The sequence below is a fragment of the Rhodoferax fermentans genome, from assembly GCF_002017865.1.
GTDB lineage: Bacteria > Pseudomonadota > Gammaproteobacteria > Burkholderiales > Burkholderiaceae_C > Rhodoferax > Rhodoferax fermentans.
This window is the reverse complement of record NZ_MTJN01000002.1, coordinates 1,942,734-1,966,679: the sequence shown is the minus strand read 5'-3', so window position 1 is coordinate 1,966,679 and position 23,946 is coordinate 1,942,734. Positions and strand designations below refer to the sequence as shown.

General features: G+C 52.2%; 25 protein-coding genes and 1 tRNA gene. 13 read left to right on the top strand and 13 right to left on the bottom strand.

Annotated elements, in window-relative coordinates; genetic code table 11:
* Positions 1-26: 26 nt before the first annotated feature.
* Complete coding sequence (locus RF819_RS09360) at positions 27-641, bottom strand: bactofilin family protein (protein ID WP_078364743.1); 615 nt, start codon at positions 639-641, stop codon at positions 27-29.
* Positions 642-906: 265 nt separating this feature from the next.
* On the opposite strand from RF819_RS09360, the gene RF819_RS09355 reads away from it, so the two are divergent.
* Positions 907-1,236 (top strand): hypothetical protein, encoded by a 330-nt coding sequence (locus tag RF819_RS09355; protein ID WP_078364742.1) that lies wholly within the window; start codon positions 907-909, stop codon positions 1,234-1,236.
* A 3-nt stretch (positions 1,237-1,239) separates the two neighbouring features.
* Here the strand turns inward: RF819_RS09355 and RF819_RS09350 are convergent, their stop codons facing one another.
* On the bottom strand, positions 1,240-1,638 hold the full coding sequence (locus RF819_RS09350) for a hypothetical protein (protein WP_143541659.1): 399 nt from the start codon (positions 1,636-1,638) through the stop codon (positions 1,240-1,242).
* Between the two features lie 201 nt (positions 1,639-1,839).
* On the opposite strand from RF819_RS09350, the gene RF819_RS09345 reads away from it, so the two are divergent.
* Complete coding sequence (locus RF819_RS09345) at positions 1,840-2,277, top strand: hypothetical protein (RefSeq protein ID WP_078364740.1); 438 nt, start codon at positions 1,840-1,842, stop codon at positions 2,275-2,277.
* A 272-nt stretch (positions 2,278-2,549) separates the two neighbouring features.
* Here RF819_RS09345 and RF819_RS09340 read toward each other — a convergent pair whose 3' ends face one another.
* The 6 genes from RF819_RS09340 to ubiU all read right to left on the bottom strand — a co-directional run bounded on the left by RF819_RS09340 (position 2,550) and on the right by ubiU (position 11,155).
* Complete coding sequence (locus tag RF819_RS09340; protein WP_078364739.1) at positions 2,550-6,257, bottom strand: HsdM family class I SAM-dependent methyltransferase; 3,708 nt, start codon at positions 6,255-6,257, stop codon at positions 2,550-2,552.
* A 209-nt stretch (positions 6,258-6,466) separates the two neighbouring features.
* Complete coding sequence (gene ubiD, locus RF819_RS09335; protein ID WP_078364738.1) at positions 6,467-7,951, bottom strand: 4-hydroxy-3-polyprenylbenzoate decarboxylase; 1,485 nt, start codon at positions 7,949-7,951, stop codon at positions 6,467-6,469.
* 52 nt (positions 7,952-8,003) lie between these two features.
* Positions 8,004-8,591, bottom strand: coding sequence for a UbiX family flavin prenyltransferase (locus RF819_RS09330; protein WP_078364737.1), 588 nt, complete (start codon positions 8,589-8,591; stop codon positions 8,004-8,006).
* 4 nt (positions 8,592-8,595) lie between these two features.
* The gene (gene ubiT / locus RF819_RS09325; RefSeq protein ID WP_078364736.1) at positions 8,596-9,090 is read right to left on the bottom strand and encodes a ubiquinone anaerobic biosynthesis accessory factor UbiT; all 495 of its coding nucleotides are present in this window, start codon (positions 9,088-9,090) and stop codon (positions 8,596-8,598) included.
* Positions 9,091-9,120: 30 nt separating this feature from the next.
* Positions 9,121-10,026, bottom strand: coding sequence for a U32 family peptidase (locus RF819_RS09320; RefSeq protein WP_078364735.1), 906 nt, complete (start codon positions 10,024-10,026; stop codon positions 9,121-9,123).
* A 130-nt stretch (positions 10,027-10,156) separates the two neighbouring features.
* Positions 10,157-11,155 carry a ubiquinone anaerobic biosynthesis protein UbiU gene (gene ubiU / locus RF819_RS09315; RefSeq protein ID WP_143541821.1) on the bottom strand — a complete coding sequence of 333 codons (999 nt, stop codon included), beginning with the start codon at positions 11,153-11,155 and terminating at the stop codon, positions 10,157-10,159.
* A gap of 258 nt (positions 11,156-11,413) precedes the next feature.
* On the opposite strand from ubiU, the gene RF819_RS09310 reads away from it, so the two are divergent.
* A tRNA-Ala gene (locus RF819_RS09310) sits at positions 11,414-11,488 on the top strand.
* 148 nt (positions 11,489-11,636) lie between these two features.
* Positions 11,637-13,043: a phage integrase SAM-like domain-containing protein gene (locus RF819_RS09305; RefSeq protein WP_143541658.1), complete on the top strand. Its 1,407-nt coding sequence runs from the start codon at positions 11,637-11,639 to the stop codon at positions 13,041-13,043.
* Positions 13,044-13,175: 132 nt separating this feature from the next.
* On the opposite strand, the gene RF819_RS09300 is transcribed toward RF819_RS09305, so the two are convergent.
* Positions 13,176-13,877 carry an AAA family ATPase gene (locus tag RF819_RS09300; protein ID WP_078364732.1) on the bottom strand — a complete coding sequence of 234 codons (702 nt, stop codon included), beginning with the start codon at positions 13,875-13,877 and terminating at the stop codon, positions 13,176-13,178.
* 86 nt (positions 13,878-13,963) lie between these two features.
* A complete protein-coding gene (locus tag RF819_RS09295) occupies positions 13,964-14,929 on the bottom strand; it encodes a hypothetical protein (RefSeq protein ID WP_078364731.1) in 966 nt (321 codons plus the stop codon).
* 128 nt (positions 14,930-15,057) lie between these two features.
* Between RF819_RS09295 and RF819_RS09290 the strand changes: the two genes are divergently transcribed.
* Entirely contained in the window at positions 15,058-16,032 is a 975-nt protein-coding gene (locus tag RF819_RS09290) for a hypothetical protein (RefSeq protein ID WP_078364730.1), read from the top strand.
* A gap of 308 nt (positions 16,033-16,340) precedes the next feature.
* Positions 16,341-16,916 (top strand): hypothetical protein, encoded by a 576-nt coding sequence (locus RF819_RS20990; protein WP_143541657.1) that lies wholly within the window; start codon positions 16,341-16,343, stop codon positions 16,914-16,916.
* 59 nt (positions 16,917-16,975) lie between these two features.
* Here RF819_RS20990 and RF819_RS09280 read toward each other — a convergent pair whose 3' ends face one another.
* Complete coding sequence (locus RF819_RS09280) at positions 16,976-17,332, bottom strand: hypothetical protein (RefSeq protein ID WP_143541656.1); 357 nt, start codon at positions 17,330-17,332, stop codon at positions 16,976-16,978.
* A 320-nt stretch (positions 17,333-17,652) separates the two neighbouring features.
* Here RF819_RS09280 and RF819_RS20985 point away from each other — a divergent pair, with 320 nt between their 5' ends.
* The 4 genes from RF819_RS20985 (at position 17,653) to RF819_RS20965 (ending at position 20,582) form a co-directional block, all read left to right on the top strand.
* A complete protein-coding gene (locus RF819_RS20985) occupies positions 17,653-18,090 on the top strand; it encodes a hypothetical protein (protein WP_143541655.1) in 438 nt (145 codons plus the stop codon).
* 105 nt (positions 18,091-18,195) lie between these two features.
* The gene (locus RF819_RS20980) at positions 18,196-19,083 is read left to right on the top strand and encodes a tetratricopeptide repeat protein (protein ID WP_143541654.1); all 888 of its coding nucleotides are present in this window, start codon (positions 18,196-18,198) and stop codon (positions 19,081-19,083) included.
* Positions 19,084-19,122: 39 nt separating this feature from the next.
* Positions 19,123-19,740: a hypothetical protein gene (locus tag RF819_RS20975; RefSeq protein WP_143541653.1), complete on the top strand. Its 618-nt coding sequence runs from the start codon at positions 19,123-19,125 to the stop codon at positions 19,738-19,740.
* 140 nt (positions 19,741-19,880) lie between these two features.
* Positions 19,881-20,582, top strand: coding sequence for a hypothetical protein (locus RF819_RS20965; protein WP_143541652.1), 702 nt, complete (start codon positions 19,881-19,883; stop codon positions 20,580-20,582).
* Positions 20,583-21,025: 443 nt separating this feature from the next.
* On the opposite strand, the gene RF819_RS09265 is transcribed toward RF819_RS20965, so the two are convergent.
* Positions 21,026-21,592: a tyrosine-type recombinase/integrase gene (locus tag RF819_RS09265; RefSeq protein ID WP_078364725.1), complete on the bottom strand. Its 567-nt coding sequence runs from the start codon at positions 21,590-21,592 to the stop codon at positions 21,026-21,028.
* A 381-nt stretch (positions 21,593-21,973) separates the two neighbouring features.
* The gene (locus tag RF819_RS09260; protein ID WP_078364724.1) at positions 21,974-22,561 is read right to left on the bottom strand and encodes a hypothetical protein; all 588 of its coding nucleotides are present in this window, start codon (positions 22,559-22,561) and stop codon (positions 21,974-21,976) included.
* A 95-nt stretch (positions 22,562-22,656) separates the two neighbouring features.
* Between RF819_RS09260 and RF819_RS09255 the strand changes: the two genes are divergently transcribed.
* From RF819_RS09255 to RF819_RS09245, 3 genes are read left to right on the top strand one after another with little or no spacing between them, the layout of a single operon-like run.
* Positions 22,657-23,181: a DUF6641 family protein gene (locus RF819_RS09255; protein WP_242472940.1), complete on the top strand. Its 525-nt coding sequence runs from the start codon at positions 22,657-22,659 to the stop codon at positions 23,179-23,181.
* 5 nt (positions 23,182-23,186) lie between these two features.
* The gene (locus RF819_RS09250) at positions 23,187-23,456 is read left to right on the top strand and encodes a hypothetical protein (RefSeq protein WP_078364722.1); all 270 of its coding nucleotides are present in this window, start codon (positions 23,187-23,189) and stop codon (positions 23,454-23,456) included.
* Positions 23,446-23,700: a hypothetical protein gene (locus tag RF819_RS09245; protein ID WP_200224191.1), complete on the top strand. Its 255-nt coding sequence runs from the start codon at positions 23,446-23,448 to the stop codon at positions 23,698-23,700. Before RF819_RS09250 ends, RF819_RS09245 begins: the two co-directional genes overlap by 11 nt.
* Positions 23,701-23,946 lie beyond the last annotated feature (246 nt).

Here is a 23,946-nt window from a genome sequence, read left to right as displayed (position 1 = left end):
ATTTATATAGCTATTGGCCCTTGTATTTATTGGGCTAGAGGCATATTTGACCCTTTGTTGGCCACCGCCAGCAGGGGTTTGTCTGCGCTGCTGTGTTTGGCCGCAGAGGCGGTGCCAAACTGGATGTCCCCTGAGAGTTGGCCGCCTTCTTCCACCACCAGCATGCCGTAGCGGATCTTGCCGGTGACACGACCGGTGGCGTAGATCACCAGCTTTTGCCGCACCGTCAAGTCGCCATCAAACTGGCCATGGATCTCGGCCAGGTCGATCTCGGCTGAGCCCTTGAACGCACCCTGCTCGGCAATCTCCATCAGCCGCGAGTCCATCGTGGCCTCGACCAGGCCCTCGACAAACAAGGTGTCGCAGTCGGTGATCTCCACGCCTTTGAGCTTGATGTTGGGCCCCACCGTGAGTTTGCTGCCGATGCTGCCTGGGGCGGCACCGGTGTCGCCCGCAGGTGGGGTGACGGCGCCGCGCTGGCTGATGTGGCTGCTGTTGCTGCTGTTGCTGCGGCCAGCGTCCGGGCTGACCTGTGTGCTGGCCGTGGGGCTTTTGCTGGCCACCTGTGGCAGCGGCACCACATGCCGGTCGGTAGTGGCTTCGGACTCGCGTTTGTTGAAAAAGTGGGGTGTTATGGCCATAAGAGCTCCTTGAAAACCCCAGCTTAAAGCCGCCTGCCACAGAAGTCGCCACCCGTTTTGCAAGTGTTGTAACAGGATGGGCGAGCAAGCCGCGCTGCCAAACGCGTCCTTTTGCCCGACTTTGATGCGCGCAAATATCAGCGTGTGGGTATGGCTCAAACATATCCCTGGCTGTGTGGGGCAACGCACAGCCAGCCAGTTGGGCTGGCCCTAGAGTCAGCTGGCATCTGTCAGCCTGCTTGTTGGCAGCCACCCGATCAAAACCATGAAACATCAGCCACACCAACTTACATTTTTGAACCCGCTGTCCAGCCATCCGGGCCGACTGCCTGCGGTGCCCGGTCCGGGCGGGCGAACTCTGAGGTCGCTGATTCGCCACCCGGCGGTGCTGCCAGGTGTGGCGGTGCTGGTGGCGGCTGGTCTGCTGCTGGTGTACCACACGGTGGTCACCCAGGCGGTGAACCAGAGTGTGCTGCAGCAAAAGGCACGCTCCGCACAGGCCCAGGCGCTCTGGCGGTGCAAACAGCTGTCGGTCGTGTCGGCGCGTCAGGCCTGCTTGCGCGAGCTGGCTGCGCCGCTGGTCAGCGGGACCTAGCGTTTAGGGTGTCGGGCTCACCGTGGTGCTCTGGCGCAGCAGGCCGCCAGCCTGGGATTCTTTGCTGATGTCACCCTGGCCTTGGATACGTGCCTCGCAGGCCACGCGGTCATCACTGTTTTTGTGGGCCGCACAGCGTTGCAGCGCGTTTTTGGCGTAAGCCCCAGGGTTGTTGCCCAGGTCCCCGCGCCTGGCTTGTGCCAGGGCGGCACCTGCTTCGCGGCGGCAGGTGGCCGGGTCCTGGTAGGACTGGCCACTGGCGCACGCGGCCATGTCCTGCTGGTAACGCTCTTGCGCCTGTGCCAAAGCATTGGGCTGGGCCGCCAGCGCTGCAGAGGTGCAGGCCAGCGTTGTGAATACGGCGAAGGCATGGCGACGCCAGGAAACAAACGTGAAGGTCATGGTCAGGCTTTCGTTCAGTGGATGAATCGGACTGACGATACGCGGCAGCGCAGTGGCTGTCGGTGCGGTGCGACACACCCGGGCGCCGCCCAATTCCTAGATTCATTGCGTCTTTTCTTCGGTCGCTAACATGGTCTGGCCATTGTGGAATCGGCCTTGGCGCTGCGTCCAAATGTTTCTTTTTTCAAACCAGGAGTTGCCATGCCCACTGCTTTTGACATGTCTTGGCGCCCAGCGACCGCCATGCTGGTGTTGACCATCGCTTCGTTGGCCATGCCCTCGGTGGCGCAGGCCAAACGTCTGTTCGGCGGTGTGAAACCCGTGCCGCGCAACAGCGTCACCAAAGCCCCGACGCCACCAGCCGCACCTGTGGCACCGGCTGCGACCCAGGCTCCGACAACGACCGTGGCACCAGCCAAACGCAGCCCTGGCGTACTGGGCACGGTGGGGGCTGTGGCGGTGGGCGCCGCCGCAGGCACCATGGCTGGCACTGCCTTGGCGGGTGGCAAGTCGTCCGATGAAGTCCGCCAAGCCAAAGAAGCTCAGGCACTGGCCGCAGAAAAAGAGGCCCATGAATTGCAACGCCAGGCCGACGCAGCCAAGCACCGCGCTGAGGCGGCGCGCGCTGCTGTCAACTGATCTGTCACCGTGGTGCAGGCCGGGGTGTCCTATATGGGGACCCCCATGGGGGTCAGTACACCAGAGTCCACGCGTGACTCTGGCTGCTGTGAAGCGCTTGCCCCCTCTTCGTGGTGGCTTGCCTGATGACCGTCGAGAGCCTAAAGAACTATAAAAATAATATCTATCGGCCCTTATTTCAAAAGGGCTGGAGGTCAATTTTCCTTATAAGCCCAGCGTCTGCCAGATCTGATCCACCTTGGCCGTGACCTCCGGGCTCATGGTCAGCAATATCATCTAACCGTTGGTGCTTTCGCACCTCGTCGTACCTGATCGACGAGCAAACCGAAAACGACGGCTTGGACATCCTCGTCTGCGACCCGCTCGGCAATGGTGTCACGCAAGCGCTGGTTTCGTTTGTTCAAGAAGGCCTGGTAGTCACGGAGCAAAGTGGCGCAGGGCATTTCAGCACGAGGCAGCCGAACAGTCTCCCGGCGCATCTCCTGAATTGCCACCACAGCCAGAGCTGCATGGGCCTCAGATGGCAAGCCGACAAATTCGATCTGCTTTTTGCCACGCATGAAGCGCACACCCACGTCATGCAGGTCGGAGTGCATTTCAGGTGTGCCATCTGCGGGAATTTCTCGTGCGATCCAGCTGTCACCGACACTGGACTCGTTGAAGAAATCTTTGTACGTGCGGAACAGACCGGGCTCTTGGGTATTTAGTTCAGCGGCCAACTGTGTTGCCAAATCTTGTGGACTAACGGCACCTTTGCGCTTGGTTGCGTTTTTGTTGACGATGGCCTGTTCTTCCTTGGAGCGGGCCTTCTCAAAATGCTGGCGCAAGTCGTCATACAGACGGTTGATCCACTCCTCCCGTTCCTTCTTGGCTTTGACGCCGAGCAACTCAAGAACAGCGTGGTCAAGTGCGCGCCGATCTGGCATGTCAAGTTCGCAAAGACCACTCAGATACTCGAGTTCAGCATGTTTACCCTGTCGTTCAAATGCAGCCTGCCGCATACGGCGTTCGGGGACGAACGACATTGCTTTACGCGCCGCCATAGCTTTGAAAGCGACACCGACCCTTTTCTTTCCTTGCGTCGATTGCGATGCCACAACCGGCAGCATCTTCGCGCTGTACACATCAAGTTGGGAGTTACCCTCATTGCCTAAACTACGTGAGTACAGCAAGCGAGGTAGTACGCCAAAAGTGCTGTTTAACAGCCCAGCAAAGTAGTCTGCTTCGTCACTTGATAAGCCATAAAGCCCTAGCAGGGATGAGTTTTGGTACAAGTTCTCTGGGTTGAGGAATGCGATGAGCCGGTACTGTTGGATTTTTGGCAGGATCACGTTCGGGCGAGGCAGGCGGCTGAGGTCGTACCAATGGGAGTCGCTGGTTTCTCGTGATTCACAAGTAGGGTTGTTGTGATATTTCATCGTCTCCCCCCACTTGACATAGGCTTTCGCGTACGGTTTGAGTGGAGCGGCTGATGGTGCAAGGAAGATCAACTTTGAACACTGCGAGGAATCGACCACAAATGAGTCCACGTCCATCAAACTGTGAACTTCGGGCTCTAGATATTCACTTTCGATGGCGTGCAACTGACCGCGCTTTTCACCGGCCATGACCAGCCTAATCTCACCGGTTTCCACCGGTTTGCGTGGAACGCCGAACTCATGCTCAAACGTCTCTGGGTTGGTGAGTTCGCTCAAGCATTTGGCCGTGACATCGATAGGGAAAAAGTATCCGTCTTTTCCACTTGTGACTCCTCGCCGAATATGTGCCAACTGACCTAAAGGAACAAACTTGTCTCCGAATTTTGATTGCAGCTCAAACCACAGATCGGGCGCACGCAAATAGATGCCCCATTTGCCGCCAAAGTAGTCGTCCTTAGACCGATTTTCGTCAGTGATCTCTGAACCTTCCTGATTGGTGCCTTCAGCATCTTCAGCGTCTTCGCCCCGCATGATGCGACCCAGTTCTACACCTTCGCGCCAAAGGTCTGCTTGGTTCACAAGTCTGGCGCGGTAGCGGGCGTGGCTTACGTCCTCGGCGATGTGCATGATCTCGTCCCGCAATCCGTCGGCAGCCAGCACAGCGCCTAGCGTGGTCCCGTCGTTCTGGATCAGCTCATTGAGGGGTTTTCTCAGTTGCACGAATCGCACGGTGTTGGCTGCGCGTCGTGCTGTGTCTTCACAGCGCCTAGCAATTGTCACTGCTGTACCAACCCTGGCGCCCACAAACCAAGGTTCCACCGGGCTTTCCAGAACCGCCAGAACTTCAAAATTTTGCAACAACCAGCGTTGCAGATGAAAGCCATACTCCACATCCAGCCATTGGCTGGATGTGATGAACCCGAGCATGCCGTCTGGTTTCAGAAAGGTGGTTGCGTGCGGCCAGAAGTAGCAATGCAGGTCTGAGCGGCCCGAGAACTTGGCATTGGCCATTTGCACAACGCGTCGACTGTAGAACTCTTTGGTGCCAGCCTCAGGGCCACCATCTTTTGGTTTGATTTTTGCCCGTGGAATATCTTCTTGCCGCACATAGGGCGGGTTGGCAATCACGGCATCCAGAGGCGGGATTGAGATGTTCTGATATTTGGTACCCAGTCCTTCAGACTTGAGCTTTTGCGGTAGCTTGACGAAGGGTGAGTCTGGCAGCACGTTGAAGAAGTCTGAGCGACCCACACGCGGGTAGTTTTCGTCCTCCACCAAGTCGCGGGTAGCCAGATTCATGGTCGTCAAGTGCGCGGCGAACTGGGAGATGTCCGTGCCGTAGACGTCGGTCAGTAAATCCCGGTGATTGCGGTTCTCCGCCAACACCTTCTTGCGGGCATAGGCCCGCACCAGAAAAGTACCGCCACCGCAGGCTGGATCAAGCACTTTGGCGTCGCCAGTGCGGATACAGAAGCTGTTGATCAGGTCTACTACCTCGACTCGGGTGTAGAACTGCCCGTACTTGTGACGTTCTTCAGGACCGATCAGGCGTTCAAAGATGCTGCCAACAACTTCGTAATCGAGCTTGGAAAAATCGAATTCGTGAATCTGGTCGATTAGGCCGCGCCAGCCTTGCACAGCGGCATCAGCGTAAAACGGGATACGGCGTCCCATGTCCTTGGGGTCATCACCAAAGATGGTTTCATAGTCACCGGTGACTTCTTTGGCTTCGGCAAAGAAGTACTGCAAACGCATTTGCAGGTCGTCACCTGTGGTGATTTCAGGCGGCGCGTTCAGCGGCGCCATGGTTTTGCCGTATTTCTTCAGCAACGCTTCATGGAAAACCAGCTTGTTGACGAAGAGGTAACAGCCAAACTTGGCGGCGCGCTCCAGCAAGTCATGCAGACCCTCCGTGTCACTTACCACCGTCCAGCCGAGCGACACCATCCACTGATCCAGGTCGCGTTTGAAGCTGTGGTTGCTGACGTAGCGCTTGGCCAAGGCATCGTGGGTGTGTCGAATGGGAACGGTGAGCGCGGCTTCCAGTGCCTCAACGAACTTGACGTCGGGCGTTCGTCCGCCGCCGACCTTTCCTGACTTCAGTATGCGCGCAGCTTCATGGAGGAATGTGACCAACCATTCATAAATCTTTGCCTGGTTGGGGGTGGCTTCGAGCTGCGCGCGGTTGGTCAGTGCAATGACGGACCAGCGTTCGTACGCGCGATCTTTCAGTCCGGCACCAGCGGTTGCTGTTTCCCAGAGAACGCATTCATTGACGTTCCAAGTAAAAAAGAACTTGACGCCCGCGCGAAGCGCTTTTTGTTGTGCGTCTTTGACCACTTCAGCCCGGTAAGGACTGCCACCGTCGGGGGCGTCGGGAAGCTTGACCTCTCCGGTCATGATGGCTTCACCATCACGGTCAATCAGGGTCAGGTCTCGACGTTTTTTTGAGCCTTTGCCGACATCTTCGACCCTTGCACCAGCAAACGGAAGATTGGAGTTGAGCTTGGCGATCTGATCGATCCAGCTCTTGACTTCACCGGTGAAACCCCATTCGTTCATGTATCGCTCTGCTCTTTTCAGTTTGAATTGGGTCGTGATGGTAACTGTTGGCTGAACTTCCCCTCTGCCATTTAACTGTGCATTGGCAAATGGCAAGACCGGGTTTCATCAGGATATGCACCTCTGCGGTCTTGCCAATGGGTAGACTATTTAATCCTGAATCAGTAGCGTTCTTTCCTTTATTTGAAAGGGTTAAAGACCGATTTGACTCACAACCCCAGCGTCTGCCAGATCTGGTCGACCTTGGCTGTGACCTCCGGGCTCATGGTCAGGGGCTGGCCCCATTCGCGCTGGGTTTCGCCGGGCCATTTGTTGGTGGCGTCGATGCCCATCTTGCTGCCCAGGCCGCTCACGGGTGAGGCAAAGTCCAGGTAGTCGATGGGTGTGTTGTCCACCAGCATGGTGTCGCGGGTGGGGTCGACGCGGGTGGTGATGGCCCAGATCACGTCGGTCCAGGCGCGCGGGTTCACGTCTTCGTCCACCACCACGATGAACTTGGTGTACATGAACTGGCGCAAAAAGCTCCAGATGCCAAACATCACCCGGCGCGCGTGACCAGGGTAAGCCTTCTTGATCTGCACCACCGCCATGCGGTAGCTGCAGCCTTCGGGTGGCAGGTAGAAGTCGGTGATCTCGGGGTACTGGCGCTGCAGCAGTGGCACAAACACCTCGTTCAAGGCCAGCGCCAGCATGGCGGGCTCGTCCGGTGGTTTGCCGGTGTAGGTGGAGTGGTAGATCGGGTCGCGGCGCAGGGTGATGCGGTCAATGGTGAACACCGGAAAGTAGTCCTGCTCGTTGTAATACCCGGTGTGGTCACCAAACGGGCCTTCCAGCGCGTGCTCGAAACCACTTTTGTGGCTGGCGTCGGGGTAGATGTGGCCCTCCAACACGATCTCGGCCGAGGCTGGCACGCGCAGGTCGCTACCCAGCGCCTTGACCAGTTCGGTGCGGCTGCCGCGTAACAGCCCGGCAAACTGGTATTCACTCAAGGAATCTGGCACCGGTGTGACCGCGCCGAGGATGGTGGCCGGGTCGGTGCCCAGCGCCACACACACCGGGTAAGGCTGCCCCGGGTTTTGTTGGGCGTGGTCACGAAAATCGAGCGCGCCACCGCGATGGGCCAGCCAGCGCATGATGACTTTGTTGGGGGCAATCACCTGCTGGCGGTAGACACCCAGGTTTTGCCGGGTTTTGTGCGGGCCACGGGTGATGACCAGGCCCCAGGTGATCAGGGGGGCGACGTCACCGGGCCAGCAGTGCTGCACTGGCAGCTTGGCCAGGTCCACATCTTTACCTTCCCACACCACGTCCTGACACGGTGCGCTGCGTTGCTCCTTGGGCGCCATGCTCCACAGGGTCTTGACCAGGTTGCCCATGCCCATCAGCTCCTTGAAGCCTTTGGGTGCTTCGGGTTCCTTGAGGGTGGCCAGCACATGGCCAAACTGGCGCAGTTCAGCCATGTCTTTGACGCCCATGCCTAAAGCGACGCGGCGCGTGGTGCCAAACAGGTTGCCCAGCACCGGGATGGTGTGGCCGGTGGGGTTCTCGAACAACAAGGCTGGCCCCCCAGCCTGCAGGGTACGGTCACACACTGCCGTCATTTCCAGGTGGGGAGACACGGGCACCGCCACACGTTTGAGCTCGCCCATCTGTTCGAGCTGGGTGATGAAGTCTCGGAGGTCGTGGTAAGCCATGGTGTCTGGGAAGGTTAAAAACGTCAGAGGGCAGACAGATGCTGCCCGGGGTTTACAGCCCGCTCCAGCGTGGGCTATTGGGTTGCGGCAGGCCCAGCAGATCAATCACCCGGCTGACTGTGTGGTCCACCAGCTCGGCGATGCTCTGGGGCTTGTTGTAGAAGGCCGGTACCGGCGGAAAGACGATGCCACCCATCTCGGTCACACTGGTCATGTTGCGCAAGTGGGCCAGATTCAAGGGGGTCTCGCGCACCATCAGGACCAGGCGGCGGCGCTCCTTGAGCATCACATCGGCGGCGCGGGTGATCAGGTTGTCGGACAGGCCATGCGCCACCGCCGCCAAGGTGCGCATCGAACACGGCGCGATGACCATACCCTCACACTGGAACGAGCCGCTGGCCAATGCCGCACCGATATTGCGCACCGGGTAAACCACATCGGCCAAGGCTTCCACCTGCTCGCGGGGCAAGTCCAGCTCTTGCTGCAGATTGAGCCAGCCTGCGTCGGACACCACCAGATGGGTTTTTACACCACCCAGCTCGCGCAGCAGCTGCAGCAGGCGCACACCATAGACGGCACCGCTGGCGCCGGAAATGGCCACCACAATGCGCTTGGGCGCCGGGCTCACGGCTTCGGTCATCGGCTCAACGCGGCCGCAGTGCCGCCAGACGGGCCATCAAGTGTTCACGCGCTTGCGCCATCACATGGCGCGGGTGGAGTTTGGCTGCGTTGAACACCGGCAACTCAATCGCGTCGATGGTGTTCTTGACCAGCAGGCCCAACTCGGTGTCACCCTCCATCGCCAGTCGGCGGCTGAAAAACAGGGTGTCGGGGTCTTCCTGGCGGCGGGCCAGCAGCACAAAGTCATAGGCGCTGGCGCTGATGGTCAGGTCGGCCGGGCCGGTGTTTTTGGTGGCGGCAAAACGACCGTTCTTCCAGACAAAGTCAAACGCCCACTGCGCGTCGGTGACACACAGGCGCAACTTTTTGCCAACCAGCATCTCGGTCACATCGGGAGCCAATTGTTTGGCCAATGCCAGATTCAGGCCGGTGACAAACAACATCGAACCCGGCAAGGCGGGCAGGCGTCCCAAGGCTTGGCCGACCGGTTTGGGCAACACAAAAGGCGATGTTTGCATGGTGAGTCCTTGGAAGTGTCAAAAAAGGGGTCAGGCGCTAACCAGCGCAGGCGTCACCTGTTCCAGCCCGGGCTTGCCGTACCAGTAGCCGTTGCAGGATTTCTCGGGCATCAGGGTGTGCAGTTCGGCGTCTGCGTCTTGCGCTGTTTTCTGGCCAGCCATCACCGCAGCAAACAGCTCGATGATACGCAGCGTGTGTTGCGCTTGTGGGCTGATGCGAATCACATCCACACCGATGGCACGCAGGGCATTCACTTCAGGCAGCAGGTTGTACACACGGGCCGACTGGGTCTGGATGCCGTTGAGCACCAGGAATTCTTCACTCTCGCGGGTGCGCATCAGCAGGCCGTCGGGGTGCTCCATACATTTGAACTGGCAGTCGTCCTTGGGCAGGTTGGCGTGGCGCGCGGTGAAACAACGCGCCGAGAAGGCCAGCGGCATACGGCCATAGGCAAACACCTCGGTTTGTAAACCCGCCGGGCGGCCTTGCTGGATCAGTGCCAAGTCATCACGCCCCATCTCCAGCGGCGGTACCCAGCGCTTCATGCCCAGGGGTGTCATCCACTCCAGGGTGGGCAGGTTGTAGATGTTGAGGTGGGGGCCCCCCACAAATGGCAGCTTGCCTTCCACACAATGCACGGCGCCCATGTCGTTGGCTTCGACCATGAACTCACCGTTGTCGGCAATCTTGTGCAACACGGTGACATCTGCGCCCGATTCGATCAGCACCTGGGTCGACAACACCACTTCTTTGCCTGCATCACGCAGTTTTTTGGCGATATCGAGCCAGTCCGCCAAACGCAACTCATGGCGGCGCGAACACACGGCTTCGCCCAGGTAAACAATGTCCACTGGGCTGGTGGCAACCGATTCGTAAAACGCCAGCACCTGTGCGCGTGGCCAGTAATAAAGCAGGGGACCTAAAGACAGTTTCATAGACAACATTTCAAGTAGTAGCGGACGCTCGCAAAGCCGTCCTGGCTAGGCGCGCCGCCGCAGGCAGTACGCGTTTGTACGACAAGGCGGCGCAACGACGCCAGGGCGGTTTTGCGTGCGTTTTCTTCCTTCACTTCCAGGGGCGGTGGTAGGCGCCCAGTGTGTGCTGCTGGCCTTCTGCCACCTTGTCCAGATCGCTGATCCAGGCTGGTTTGGCGCTGTAGCGGTGCGGATTCTCATAACAGCTGTCAATCGCCTGGCGCCAGACCTTGGTGACCTGCGCCACATAAGCCGGGCTGCGTTGGCGGCCCTCGATCTTGAGGGCGCGCACCCCCATTTTCATCATTTGGGGCAACAAACTCAGGGTGTTGAGGCTGGTGGGCTCTTCGATGGCGTAGTAGTTGTGGTCATCACCCACATCAAAACGGCCTTTGCACAGCGTGGGGTAACCGGCGTTTTCACCCGGGGCGTAACGGTCAATCAACACACCGTTCAAGCGTGACTCCCGGCCCTGGGGTGTTTCCACCCAGCGCACCGCTTTGGGTGGTGAACAGACGCCGTTGGTATTGGGCGCCTCGCCGGTGACGTAGCTGGACAAGGCACATCGGCCTTCGACCATCACGCACAAACTGCCAAAACCAAAGACCTCGATCTCAATCGGCACCCGCTCCATCAGCTGTTCGACCTGTGCCAAAGACAACACGCGCGGCAGCACGGCACGCGCGATGCCGAAATGCTGGTAGTAAAAATCCACCGCCTCGTAATTGGTGGCCGAACCTTGCACCGACAGATGCAGCGGCAACTGCGGCTGGTGTTTGGCGGCGTAGGCCATCAATCCCGGGTCAGCCAGCAAAACGGCATCCACACCATTGTCGGCAGCCCGGTCAATCGCGCTGCGCCAGAGGTCTGCCTTGGCCGTCTGCGGGTAGGTGTTGAGCGCGACCAGCACCTTGCGACCCCGCTCATGGGCGTAATGAATGCCGGCGGTGATGGCCGCGGCGTCAAAGTTCAGGCCGGCAAAATTGCGGGCATTGGTGGCATCACGAAAACCCAAGTAAACACTGTCGGCACCGTTGTCGATGGCCGCTTTCAGCGCAGGCAGGCTGCCAGCAGGGCACAACAGCTCCATCCGGTTCTGGGCAGGTGCCCCCGGCTTCAGATTCAGGGAAGAGTCAATGGCGGCATTCATAGGCTGAGGTGCAGCGCTGGAGCCAGCGCCGGTAAAGTCGAGCCGCCGAGGGTACCCAAGCACCACATGCCGGCCAATGACGTAGGTCAACCAAGTCTCAAAAAGTCGCGCCACCCCGTCATGAATGCAACGCAGAGACCCACAGGCCGCTGGGATGGCTTGAAATTGCGCCCGTTGTTGATAGACTTCAAACCGCTTGGGGGGTAGCTCAGTTGGGAGAGCGCTACGTTCGCAATGTAGAGGTCGTGAGTTCGATCCTCATCCCTTCCACCACCTTTTATTCAATGACGACAAGGACTTAATGTTTTTTGTCGCTTCAAAAAGTAAGTCAAAAGTAGTACGAAACACCCGTACTACTTTTCCTCTTCGGCCTAGCCTTTTTGTGTGAAGGCGCGTAGTATTACGCTTTTGGGATGGAAGCGTGACTGAAGTGCAGAAAACTACTGGCGCAAAAGCAACGATTGCGCAGCCTAAACACAGGACTGGTGCTACTGAAAAGCACTACATACCAGGCTATCCAACCAAGCTGTACATCTACAAGCTGCAAGCCAGCCGATATTGGTGGGCGCGGTACTTTGTCGGGCGCAATGCCGTTCGCAAATCCACCAAAACTGATAGCAAACAGAAGGCCATCGCGTTCGCCAAAGAGTTTTACGACATCATCACGTACAACCAGCGGCACGGCATCGCTGCCACCGCATCAGCAACTGGTTTTGAAAGTTGTTTGAAAGAGCTGCTGAAAGCGGAAAAGGCCAGGTTGAAAAGAGGCGAAATTGCGAAGGGCACTTACGACAACTTCGTGTACCGCTATGACAAATTTATCACGCCGCACTTTAGAAATGTGGAAGTGCGGGAGATTGACTACTTCGCACTTGAGCGCTTCTTAAATACGCTGAGCGAACAAAAGCTCACCGCGTCCACTATCAGTGCGTACATGGGCTTGATCGCCAAAGTCTTGTCTTATGCCGCCAAACGCAAACTCATTGCATCTGTGCCTGAGTTCCCAACTGTCACAAAGAAGGACAAAGCGCGGGGCTGGTTTACGACACGGGAATACAGGCGACTATGGAGTGCGGCAAAACGCTACGCTGGGCAGCGAATGGAAGTTCGCAAGTACAAGGATGCAAAAGGCGACACCCAAACGCAGTTCATCAACACCAACGCCAAAAGCGGCAAGCTTGGCACGGTGATGCGCAACGTGGACATGACGGAAGACATGCGGCGCTTGATCGTGTTCATGTGCAACAGCTATATCCGTCCGACGGATATCAAGTTTATGAAGCACAAGCATGTGGACATTGTGCGCGGTGAATACACATTTTTGCGACTGCGACTGCCACCAACCAAAGATCACAGCGACCCCATTACGACGATGGAAAAGGCGGTGGACAGTTATGAGACGCTGAAAAAGTACCATGTTGAACATGGCTTGATTGACGGCAAGAGCTGTGACGATGACTACGTTTTTCTGCCGCAGTACAAAACGAACAGGGACTATGCGCTCAAGCAGTTGCAGCGCCAGTTTGAAATACTGATGTGGGACACCAAGCTGGGAACCAGTGCAGCGGGCGAAGACAGAACGCTGTATTCACTGCGTCACACGGCCATCATGTATCGGCTGCTGTTTGGCGAAGGCATCAACACGCTGGCGCTGGCGCGTAACGCAAGAACAAGTGTGGAAATGATTGACAGGTTTTATGCGAAGCCGTTGAGCGGCGAGATGAACATTGCGATGCTGCAATCACGCCGACGCCATCGCAACATTTACGACGGAGATTTTGAGATTCTGCAGCGGCGGGAGTCTTTAGAAAAGGTCGCTTTAGCGTAAGCACCCGCCAATGCGTCAAATCTGCTGCCAGTTGCGTTGATGCTGGCTGTCGCATGCAAGCATACGCAGCGGCAAATCGTGCACGCAAAAAAGCCCACCGTTTGACGGGTGGGCTTGTTATGCAATGTCGTTTTAAACGACACATGGCGCGGGGGCGGCTTTGACTTCACAAGCCCGCTTGCGCCGCACGGCCAAAATGAGCTGCACGATGGCGTTCAAAATATCCCGTGCAGAACCTTTGCCAGTAGCAATGACACCCAGCAACGTTGCGTCACTGACAGTCAAAATGCCAGCATCTGTCAGCATACGCCGCGCCAGCGGCAGCCAATTCTCTGCTGGCGCCGCATTGAAAGCGATGCAGTAGCAGCGATTGCGCACCCCAAGTTCAATCTTGCTGAAATGATTGGTGGTCATTACAAAAATTGACTGCGGCATATTCATCAGTGACTTCAGCGACGGCATCGACAAAGTAGTCAAATTGTCCACCTCGTCCAACACAAAATAGTTATGACTGGCAAATGGGACCAGCTGCGCTTGGCCTTGCAGCCGCTCAATCAAAGCGCCCCCGTTGTTGCCATTTTGTATACGCTCAAAGCGCGCAAATGCCTGTCCGCCCGTTTTTACCGCTTCCATCGCGTCTGGCAACAGTTTTGCCAATTCACTCTTGCCAGTGCCGTTGATGCCATAAAGCAAGACGCCATTCTTGCCAAATGCAGGGAACGGCATAGTGCCGCTCACAATGTCAGTCACCAACCCCTTGTCATCATCACTGGCAAAAACAATGTCGTCAACTGATTTGGGTGCAGCGCGCTGCACGATAGTTTGGATGTCCATTTTTGTTCCCTATATAAATTAATGTGTGCTTTGTGTGCAGTAGTCAGCAGCGTGTGTTTTCGTTGCCAACTCACTGCCATGTGTAGTCAGGCTTCCAGCACAGCCAGCTCAAGTGCTTCCTGCGCTGCACGGTCGTCATTCGCTGCCGTCATCTCAACTTTTTTGCCCTTAACAGCTTCCTTATTCGCGCTGTAGTAACTCGCCAGTGCTGCGTTCACCACACCGTCGTTTTGCACGACAGCTCGTGCAATCACGCTTCCGTCTTGCTGCCAAGTCCCAATCAGCACCACATGCTTGCCAATCTTGCCCGCGTCAAACGTGTTCGCAAAATCAGCACTTGTCACAACAGCCAGCGTATTTGCACTCACAGCCTCCTGTGCAACTTCTGCCTTCTGCTTCACAGTCATAGCAGTCGTAGACTTAGCCAACCGCATCTGCTCAACGCCGCCGTTGTCGTAGATGAATGCAGGCAGGTCCTGCACAGCAACCTTACTGTCCAGTGCAAAGCGCAGTGCGATGCCATAAGCACTGACACGACGACGATCAACACCAAACACACACTTGACAATCTTCGTCAGCGTATGCGTTGCGCTGGCAAAGTTATAGCCCTTTTGCTCGATATAGCGATTCAGTCCGTCGCGCTTTCCTGCAGCAGCCGCAGTGCTGCCCGCCATATCGTTATAAAAACCGTAGCACTTTTGCAGCAAGGCATAGAGCTGATCGTTGCTGGTCTTGTATGCGTTCTGCTCCCAACCCTCTCGTTCAGTGACCAGCTGCTTAAAAAACACAACCGCCTTCTTAGCAGCCGCAATCTTGTCATCGGCTTCGCTCTTTTTGTCTGCCTTTTTCATTGCACTCGCCGCTTTCTTCAATGCCTTTTCCGCTGCGTCAGCAGCGTCTGCCTTGTTCTTTGCGGTCAGTTCAGCACTGATCGCCGCCAAATCAATTTCAGCATTTGGTGCAAGCTTTGCGTTGACCTTCACAGTCGCGCCAGCCATGTCGCTTTGCACGACAGCAGCAGGAGTAGTAACAGCTTCATTTTTGATCTTCATTTCAGTTCCTTTTCAAAACTCTCAACAGTGGTTTGCAGATTTGCTTCCGTTTGCTGTCTCGATGTGTGAATTGTCTGGTTCATAGCAACAATGTGCCGTTTGTGAAATTGATTGCTACACTAAGAGTCATGAACTTAAATAGAAGGCCGTTTTTTAAGGGATTTCCAAAGTTTGTCGCTGCTTCCGATGAACTTGAGGTGGATGAGGCAGGACGAAGCATCTATTACTGGTGGTGGTCGTTCTTGCGCTTGAGTCCCGTTCTGTGGTTTGCACAAGAAACAGGCATCAAGCCCACTGATCCACAAATTGCCAAAGTAGCCGAATCCTTTGGTGACCTGCGCACCAGATATTTCGACACATGGTGGCGGTCAACTGGCCGTGTGATATTTGCTGAGTCCAAGCGCCCAGCGAGTGTCCAATTGCTGGCGCTGGATCAATTGCACGAACACCCGTTTGACCCCAACAAGCTCTATTTAGAGGTGCCGCTGAGCATTCGCCAGCAAACCATCGTTAAGCAATTTAAAGCGCTATTAAGTGATGTCCACGCGGGACGCGGACTTGATCTTGCCGCTCACAGTCAGGCAGAATTCAAACTTCATACCAAGCGCTATCGATTGCACACTATCGAAGCGGAATACTGGGTGATGCTGTATCGCTTGCTGTACCCCAATATTGAAGTTTGGCGAATTGGCGACCGACTGCAAGTCGCGCCCCAGCATCGAGTACGCGACGGTGATGGCAGCATACTGAATTCCTCCAAACATGCGCTCAACTCACTGACTGGTCGCTATCTATATAAAGGGCGGTATTCGTTGTTGCATGCTGAGCGCGGCAGCTTTCCCAATACAGATGCCATTGAGCTGAGCGCAAGGCATCAGCCTTTTGGGCTAAAACATCAAACTGACTATCGCGCAGCAACGCAAGATGGCAAAGATGGCACCAAATCAGTGTGGGCGCAGTGGCTGGATAGGGAATTCGCAGCGGGTTTGAAATTTGAAATCGTATGCAGGCAACATGTGGAGCATAAGATGAAAATGCCTGACGGCAAGACTCGTCTGCGCATGGCTGCATTCATCTCTGGTGAGAGCGACTTGCTCTCTTAGGTGTCGTGCAACACGACAGCATCAGTGCAGCGCCATCACCCGCAATAAATACAAGACGACAAGGGAGACTGACGATGAAAGTACTTGAAGTAATTGGTAGCGTGTCGCAACAACCAGCGCCAGCAATGCAGCAGTAGCCGACAAATACCCGTTGCATCGCAATGTCAGCGTCTACACCTTATGTATTCCACTGGCCGTGTAAGATGAAGTAACAGAGAATAATTTGACTGTTAAGAAAAGAACGCTGGTGCAGATTGGTGCAGCACAGCATCTCCACAAACGATAGCTCAGTAATTGTGATATAGACGATGAAACATATACTTGAAAACGACAGTGTTGCCAACCTTGCCATCTCTGTAGTTTCATGTTTTTTGCTGCTCGGCTCCTTCGCGCTAAACGAATTTTTAGACCCTTACATGCTGTATGCACCAGGCTCCAGTCTTGTTTTTGTGCCTGCGGGAGTCAAGCTGCTGTGCATACTTGTAGGTGGCTTACCTGCAATCGTTGGTGTTCTTGCAGCGAGTGCCTATATTAGTGTTGGGTTATGGGGTGACAATTCGTCGTTCTTATCTACATTCTCGCTTGCGATTGTTAGTGTATCAACCTACTACACTGCAGTTATGTGTGTGACTAAGTTTTTCAAAATTAGCTCGGATTTAAGCAATTTGAACTACTTGCATATAGTATTTTTATCCACGCTGGGTAGTATTCTGAATGGGTTCATACTCAATCTCGCTTACTACTCGCAACATGTGACGACGGGCAGCGAGTTGCTGTCAAAAGGCGCAGCAATGGCGCTTGGCGATTTCACTGGCTGCTTTATTGTCGTTATGCTTTTCCACTTTGCCACCAATGCATTTAAGCAACAAGCGCACAGCGCATAGTGCTTTGTAATTAGCGGGTATGAAGAAAAACCTGATGCACGCTGTGTAACCTGCTTACGCTACCTGCGTTTCGCTTGCTCTAAACACTTGTTCAGTTCTTCAAAATACTGAGCCGTCTTGTCTGTTGCAAACAGATATTTGACTCGGTTGTCTTTCTCGTCGCTTTCCACGCGTAGCAGCCCTTTTTCCACCAACGACACCACTCGACGCTGCACGGTGCGCGGGGCAACATCCGCAACGCTAACGGATGCTTCAGAGGCTGTTAAATAGCGTCCCGTCACCCACACCACCGCAAAACAGTTAAGCAGGCGCTCATCTACGGGATCGAGCGCAAACAAACGATCCTTTTGGCGGATTGCTTGAACCAAGTTTAAAAACCGGAGATAGGTTTGAGAGAAGGTAGGTTGGGACGGCACAGATGCAGATCATATCGACCATGCACGCCGTTGACCAGCCAAAGCAATGCGGTGGTTGCGGGCATTGCTCGAGCCTGTTGACAAAAAAATAGAGCCTTTGTTCAAGCTATACTATTGCTCGCCAAATTGGCGATCATCTATGGCTTGACGAGAGATAAAAAAACGTCTTATGAGTGGACTACGTGTGAAGATAGGTGCGCCACTAGCCGTAGACCAGTGCGTTGCACACTTTCACACAACCTGCGGCGATCACAGAGAAGAATGCCATATTGGCTAACAATGAAACGTAAAGCAGGTGATTACCGGATAGATTCTCATAAATGATGCTGCCACTAGTTGCATCGATTTTGCTAAATGAAGTGTTGAGTCAACAACAAAGGAAGCGGATGAGAACGAAGCTGAACAAGCTGGAAAAATTGGGGCGCTCATCTGTAGTTGCAACGATATTCGCTGTTGGGGCTGCTGCAACAGCTCTTCCTGCGACAGCGGGCTACGAGTTAGTCTGCAAGGGGTCAGCACCTACAAGCGCAAACAGAGCCATCGTCGTTGATTGCAGTGACAGAGCAAAAGTAATTGACACGCTTGGGGCTGCATGGCAAGAAGTCAGAGCCAACCGAATCGGAGGCTCGACTGAAGATATGTGCTGGAAGCCGTATCAAAAAGCGAAAGAGATACATCCATCAATCCCAATGGCAGGGATCGCACCGATGTTTTTTGCCCAGTGCAATATGGCATTACAGTATGCCAAAACCAATTAAAGATTTGATATTTAATTTGATCTTTTTATAACTTGGCATTAAAAAACTCCAACCTTTGTCAGCGTGATGTTCGGCAGTTATTAAAACACATAGGAAAATTTTGCAATGAATATAGCAGCGAAAATAGTAACAATTGGACTAGCTTCTTTTCTATTGGCTGGCTGTTCTAAAGTTGAATATGACTATAAGGCACTCGGTTTTTCCAGCAATAATGAAATGCAAGCAGCGTTTGACAAGGGGTATCAAACAAAACAAAAACTTGATGAGATGACCAAGCCAGCACCAGTTGCTGCAACAGCACCACAAACTCCTGCTGTAGTTGAATCTTCTCCCGTCGTTGCCGCATCCCAAGTTGAGCCTGTAGTTTCCCAAGTAGCTGCAACTCCACCGTCACCAGCGCAAGAAACCAATAGTGCTGCTGTATTAGCTGCTGCATCAGCTTGTGACAGTGTTAGAGCTTGTGCAGAAGCTATGTTGGGTGCGGCAAAGATTGAGTCTGTTGCCAGTGCGATGGAAGCCGCGCGTCGCATTGGCGCAATGCCTAAGCCCCAGCGCGGGGACCGCAAGTTGGCGCGCAAGCTGAACAGTGAAGGCTTGGAATCATTGAAGCAGCGCAAACTGCCCGACGCGGCAGCCACACTTACTCAGGCGCTTGAGGCGGACCCCGCAGACGAGGAAATTCTGTCCAACCTTATCTTCGCCTATAACGAAGATGGGAATGTTAGCAAAGCCGAACAGTTAGCTTACAACGGTCTCTTGCTAAACCCGAAACGAGCAAATATTTGGCTACCTATAGCGATCGCTAAGCAAAAGCAAGGCAAACCAAATGAGGCATTGGAAGCAATGTGGATAGCTTGGCAATTTTCAGAGGATAAAGAAAGGATGTTGGCATTGCTCGATAAGAGGATTGCTGAAGAGACGGATGACGGAATGAAGATGATGTATGTGAATGCAAAGGCATGGGTATTAGAAAGCAAAAAGCCGAGTTTCTAATCGTCACTAATAACCTATAAATTTAAAAGGAATTGCATCATGCCATTTACATGGTTAAACAAAACACTGGCAGTAATAACTGCGCTCGTACTTTTAGGCTGCAGCGGTGAGGCTGATGAAGCACAGAAGCTTGGATTTTCTAGCGTACCTGAAATGAAAGAGGTTCAAGCGAAGGGTTGGCATACACAGCAGAAATATTATGAAGATAACCCACAAATCGCTAAGGATGCTGAAGAAAGGAGATTAACGGTCGAAAGAGAAGCTGCCGAATCAAAAGCAGCAGAGGCGAGGATTATCAGTGAAAAATTGAAAACCAAAAATATTATCGAATCCAAGCCAACAACGCCGCCTGTCGAAGTTGAGTCCAGGTCTGATGAGCCAATATTGATTGATTCCCTTAAAGATATTGAGCAAGTCTGCAGCAAAATTAGTGGGATGACGCAAGGCTTAGTATCTCTGTCGGCAACGAATTGGCAAACTTCGATGAGAAATATCGGATTTATAGGTGCATATAATCGAAAAGATGGCGGATGTCGCATTAGCGTAGATACACCTAATGGACCGCAGGATTGTATTGTCGGACGAGTTGTTGAATCACATGGTAAATATTTAGCTCATACTATGAACATGCAAATGAGTATGGTTTGTGGATATTGATTTGTGAATTAAACCAATTCCACCGCATTGCGCTTCATATTGTCCTTCCTATCAATGTATTTCTGCGTCACAGCAACGTTGTAATGACCAGTTAAGCCTTCAAATACGCTAAATTTTATTGTTAATTAACTGGAGATATTATGTTTTTTTTGAGGATTTTGCCAGTATTTACGTTATTGGTTTGTTGTTTATCAAAAATGGCATTTGCTTTTAATCCACTAGAGAATACAAATGATCTAGCTGCAATTGTACATAAGGTTATGAACGAGGCCATCAATAAAGACATTGCTCCTCTTTTTACCACGTGTGTAAACACACAACAGATAAAAGAGGATGCTGACAAATTTGCAGTATTTCGTAGTCAATACGAGGCTCCAAATTTAAACGAATCGGTTTGCAATGCAATTTTGAACAACTTTGGAAGACCCAGTGCTGTAGTAATTAATGGTTGCAATCAGATAGTGGATTCAGATATATTAACAGCTGTACGATCTGCAATAACAAGGAAATCAGTTTGCGAGCAAGATATTGTCAGAAACAAGGCTAAGGAAAGTCAAAAAGTCGTAAATGATAAAAGAGCGGCTATAAACAAAGAGATTGTTATTGTTTGCAATACAAATAGAGAAGCCTGCGTTAATAAAACCAATGAAGTACTGAAAATTGGAAGCGAGAAAGGTGACTATAGTGTGCTAGATACCGCATACTGTATGTATTTAATGGCCACTCGAATAAATACACCCAAAGACAAATTTTGGGTTGAGGCTGAAGAAAAAGTTTTAAACATGCGGAAAAATGATCCAATGAAAAGAATGTTAGATTGCTCCAATATGTTTAATTATTAATGATATTAAATAATCCTTCGCCCAAATAGCGAAGTACATTCACATTAAGCAATTAATTTTAAATAGCTTAATCTGATATGTATTTTCAAACTTTTATTTAAAAATGGTCAGAATTTACATAGTTGTTACCTATATATTTCGTCATTAAAAATAATTGATCAGTACGATATTGCTTTTTAAAATTTGAAAATTAACTTTCGTAGACGTGGATATAAAAAAAGAAACGATTTTAAATGAAATATTGTGTGATTATTCTCCTTTCTGTAAGGATATCAATTTAACTCATAGCCAGCTATTGGGTGTTGTTTGTCGATCGTCGTACTTGGAGTACTATCAATAGTGGTCAATCTTTTAGATATGTATGAGACATGGCGTTTGACTCAAATTTACGTTTAATACAAGTGGCTACGGTCGTCGTTAGCCGATACAACATCAAGCACAAGTCAGATCATTTCCACCGCATTTCGCTTCATATCGTCGTTCACATCAATGTAGCGTTGGGTAACAGCGATGCTGCGATGGCCAGCAAGACTTGCTAGCACTCGCACTGAAATTCCTTTGCAGGCCAATGAAGTGATGAACGAACGGCGACCACTGTGCGAACTAGCGCCAGCAATGCCAGCCTTCTTATAGAGCCAGAAAAAATGCTGTGCCATTACATTGGCTGAAAACGCCTTAGCGCCAGCGGTCACAAACAGTGGCTGCGTCGCATCAGTCACACGCCGCACATCCATATAGCGCTGCATTTCAGTTTGCAGTCGCTGCGGCAGAAAGACGGTGCGCGGTTGACGACCTTTCGTTTGCTCCGCAGCCAAACGCACTTCATTTTTCACCGTGCCATCCGTGTTCATCACATCTCCAACTTTCAAGCTGGCAATTTCACCCACACGCATTCCGCTCCAAAAACTCGTTAGCAGCATGACGCGATTGCGCATTGCAAATCTGCGCGTAGCAATGTATGCAAGCACTTGTTCAATTTCAACTTGCGTGAGTGTTTTTGCTTGTGCCATTTTTGGTTTCCTATACTAAATAATTTCGTGTATCAAATGATAAATCCATTGGTAGTGAAGGACAACCTATGATTTGAATTGAATACTGCATAAATTATTTAGTCAATACCAAATAAAAGTATGCTTTTCATTGGTGGCCGCACTTTGACTTTTAAAAGCAATGCAAAGCGGTGCGCCATGCTCGAATCTCTCACTGCAGTCGCCAATTTTCATTTGTCTTTCTGTTGCGCTGTGGTTCAATTCATCTTCTGTGTTTGTCTAGCGTTCTTTGTATCAGTGTTGCCTAAACCTGACATTCTTAATCTTTCTCTTAAAATAATTAGCCAATAGAAATCTAATAAAGTGCTTTGAACTTCTCTGCAACCTTCAAATTTTTAAAATTCACGCAGTTAGCAAATTACCGTCGGTACTGATGCTTTGTTGAATGAATTGGGGGATAGTAGATGAAACAATGTCAAGTGCATCGTTGTCTGTGTATCCCACTTCCTTTGTGATATAGCTAAGCCAGCCATATGGGCCATTGAGCAACTTTGTCTCATTCTTCTTGTATGCAAAGTCACAACCTTCCCACGCTTTAATAATCAATTCTTCAATGTTCTCCATTTTTTCATTCGGAATATTGCCAATTGCCAAGTGCAGGTGTGTTCGTTTTGCAACATTTCTTCCTTCAATGCTCACAATCACCAATGGTCTAGCAGTTTGAGCATATTTCTTGTTTTTTCTCTTGTTGCCATAAACCAAACTGGTGAGGCGAGCAGTGAAATGATGAATTTGATTGTGCAAGATGTCTTCGCTCAAATTCTGCCAAAATTCATATGTCTCATTTCCGTAATTCTCAAATCTCTTCACTTTAATTTTTGCTCGTTGCTTGAGCGTAAATGTTGCTGCAACTTGCAGATATAGAGAATAAGGTGCGATGAACTGTCTGTATGCTTGTTGGAGTTTTTGACCTTTGGTTTTGGCTTTCATGCATTTATTTATCTTCGCCAAACATAACCAAATATAAATTTATAAATTATTTGGTGAACTGCGATTATTGCTAAATATACTGGTAGAAAGGTTGGTTGAAATTTGACCTTTTGAATGGCGACAATATAGTTGCATTTGCTTTAACAAATACTGAAAGGCAAAAGCATATGGCAACTAATACACTTGCATCACTGAAATTCACAACTGCTAAGAAACCGACTCAACTTTCACCCGTTCATATTCGCCGCAACAAACTTGCGGAACGCATTGATGAACAAATCGCGCTGGCAACGGCACTTGCAGAAGGTCGCATTTATGCACCAAGCAAAACGAAGGTGGTGACGGACGCGGACAGCGGTGAAAAAAGCAGCGTTCAAACGGCGAAGCGCGTCAAAACCTGGTTTTGGAACACTGCTGATGGCAAGGTGTCATTAACCATCAAATACGGCAGCAAAATTTTGGATTTAAGTGGTGGAAAAAATAGGCCAACCATTGAAGTTGCCAGCGCCAGCGAACTTGTCAAAACATTGGAGTTGGTGAAGGCTGCTGCTGGCGCTGGGGAACTGGATGATGTGATTACTGCTGCCAGCGACAAACTGCGCAAGGCTTTTGGCAAGTAAGCGCAATGGCACTATTTGAACTTGGCCAGGTGACCGCAACACCTGGTGCATTGGCACACTGCGAACAACACAGAGTTAACCCGCTGCTGCTGCTTGGCAAGCACATTGGCGGCGATTGGGGCGACATAAGCGCCGCCGATGTTGCTTCCAACGTCCATGCTGTGCAGCACGATGAACGCATACTGAGTGCGTATGTGGTGCAGGGTGAAAAGCTGTATGTGATTACGGAATGGGATCGGTCGGCAACGACGCTGCTAATGGCAAGTGAATACTGATCGTGCGTCGTGTAACACGACGCTTGCCTTTTCGTTTCAAGCTAAATACTTGATGCGAATACACGAAATACAAACACCACCCAAACCACCAACACCAGAGCAAGCACGCATCAAAGGGCTGCAGCAGAGCGTGGAAAAAACACGCGATACGCTACAGGCTGAACGCGACAGACAACGCGTGCAACGCGATGCGCAGCGCAAACAAAAATTGCAGTTGCCTGCCAGTCCCAGCGCCAGCACATAACGCGTTAACGGACCGCAGAATCGGCAGGTCAGCGTTGCTGAAAGCAACTTGAGTTACGACGATATAGACTTGCTGCTGAAATTCGATGTGAGTGCAAGTGAGGCCAATTTTTTAACTCCCAAAGTTGCGTACTACTCAAGCGTACTACTTTGAGAAACGTACTGTAAGATGTTGTAAATACAGGTAGTTTTTCGTTGTCCGAAGTATTCGCAATGTAGAGGTCGTGAGTTCGATCCTCATCCTCTC

Excerpts from the sequence above, each read along its gene's own strand:
- RF819_RS09360 (WP_078364743.1), bottom strand. The coding sequence starts at position 641 with ATGGCCATAACACCCCACTTTTTCAACAAACGCGAGTCCGAAGCCACT.
- RF819_RS09350 (WP_143541659.1), bottom strand. The coding sequence starts at position 1,638 with ATGACCTTCACGTTTGTTTCCTGGCGTCGCCATGCCTTCGCCGTATTC.
- RF819_RS09265 (WP_078364725.1), bottom strand. The coding sequence starts at position 21,592 with ATGGCACAAGCAAAAACACTCACGCAAGTTGAAATTGAACAAGTGCTT.
- RF819_RS09320 (WP_078364735.1), bottom strand. The coding sequence starts at position 10,026 with ATGAAACTGTCTTTAGGTCCCCTGCTTTATTACTGGCCACGCGCACAG.
- RF819_RS09250 (WP_078364722.1), top strand. The coding sequence starts at position 23,187 with ATGGCACTATTTGAACTTGGCCAGGTGACCGCAACACCTGGTGCATTG.
- RF819_RS20980 (WP_143541654.1), top strand. The coding sequence starts at position 18,196 with ATGAATATAGCAGCGAAAATAGTAACAATTGGACTAGCTTCTTTTCTA.
- RF819_RS09345 (WP_078364740.1), top strand. The coding sequence starts at position 1,840 with ATGCCCACTGCTTTTGACATGTCTTGGCGCCCAGCGACCGCCATGCTG.
- ubiU (WP_143541821.1), bottom strand. The coding sequence starts at position 11,155 with ATGGAGCTGTTGTGCCCTGCTGGCAGCCTGCCTGCGCTGAAAGCGGCC.
- RF819_RS20985 (WP_143541655.1), top strand. The coding sequence starts at position 17,653 with ATGATGCTGCCACTAGTTGCATCGATTTTGCTAAATGAAGTGTTGAGT.
- RF819_RS09295 (WP_078364731.1), bottom strand. The coding sequence starts at position 14,929 with ATGAAGATCAAAAATGAAGCTGTTACTACTCCTGCTGCTGTCGTGCAA.
- RF819_RS09300 (WP_078364732.1), bottom strand. The coding sequence starts at position 13,877 with ATGGACATCCAAACTATCGTGCAGCGCGCTGCACCCAAATCAGTTGAC.
- ubiT (WP_078364736.1), bottom strand. The coding sequence starts at position 9,090 with ATGCAAACATCGCCTTTTGTGTTGCCCAAACCGGTCGGCCAAGCCTTG.
- RF819_RS20965 (WP_143541652.1), top strand. The coding sequence starts at position 19,881 with ATGTTTTTTTTGAGGATTTTGCCAGTATTTACGTTATTGGTTTGTTGT.
- RF819_RS09290 (WP_078364730.1), top strand. The coding sequence starts at position 15,058 with ATGAACTTAAATAGAAGGCCGTTTTTTAAGGGATTTCCAAAGTTTGTC.
- RF819_RS09330 (WP_078364737.1), bottom strand. The coding sequence starts at position 8,591 with ATGACCGAAGCCGTGAGCCCGGCGCCCAAGCGCATTGTGGTGGCCATT.
- RF819_RS09355 (WP_078364742.1), top strand. The coding sequence starts at position 907 with ATGAAACATCAGCCACACCAACTTACATTTTTGAACCCGCTGTCCAGC.
- RF819_RS20990 (WP_143541657.1), top strand. The coding sequence starts at position 16,341 with ATGAAACATATACTTGAAAACGACAGTGTTGCCAACCTTGCCATCTCT.
- RF819_RS09260 (WP_078364724.1), bottom strand. The coding sequence starts at position 22,561 with ATGAAAGCCAAAACCAAAGGTCAAAAACTCCAACAAGCATACAGACAG.
- RF819_RS09340 (WP_078364739.1), bottom strand. The coding sequence starts at position 6,257 with ATGAACGAATGGGGTTTCACCGGTGAAGTCAAGAGCTGGATCGATCAG.
- ubiD (WP_078364738.1), bottom strand. The coding sequence starts at position 7,951 with ATGGCTTACCACGACCTCCGAGACTTCATCACCCAGCTCGAACAGATG.
- RF819_RS20975 (WP_143541653.1), top strand. The coding sequence starts at position 19,123 with ATGCCATTTACATGGTTAAACAAAACACTGGCAGTAATAACTGCGCTC.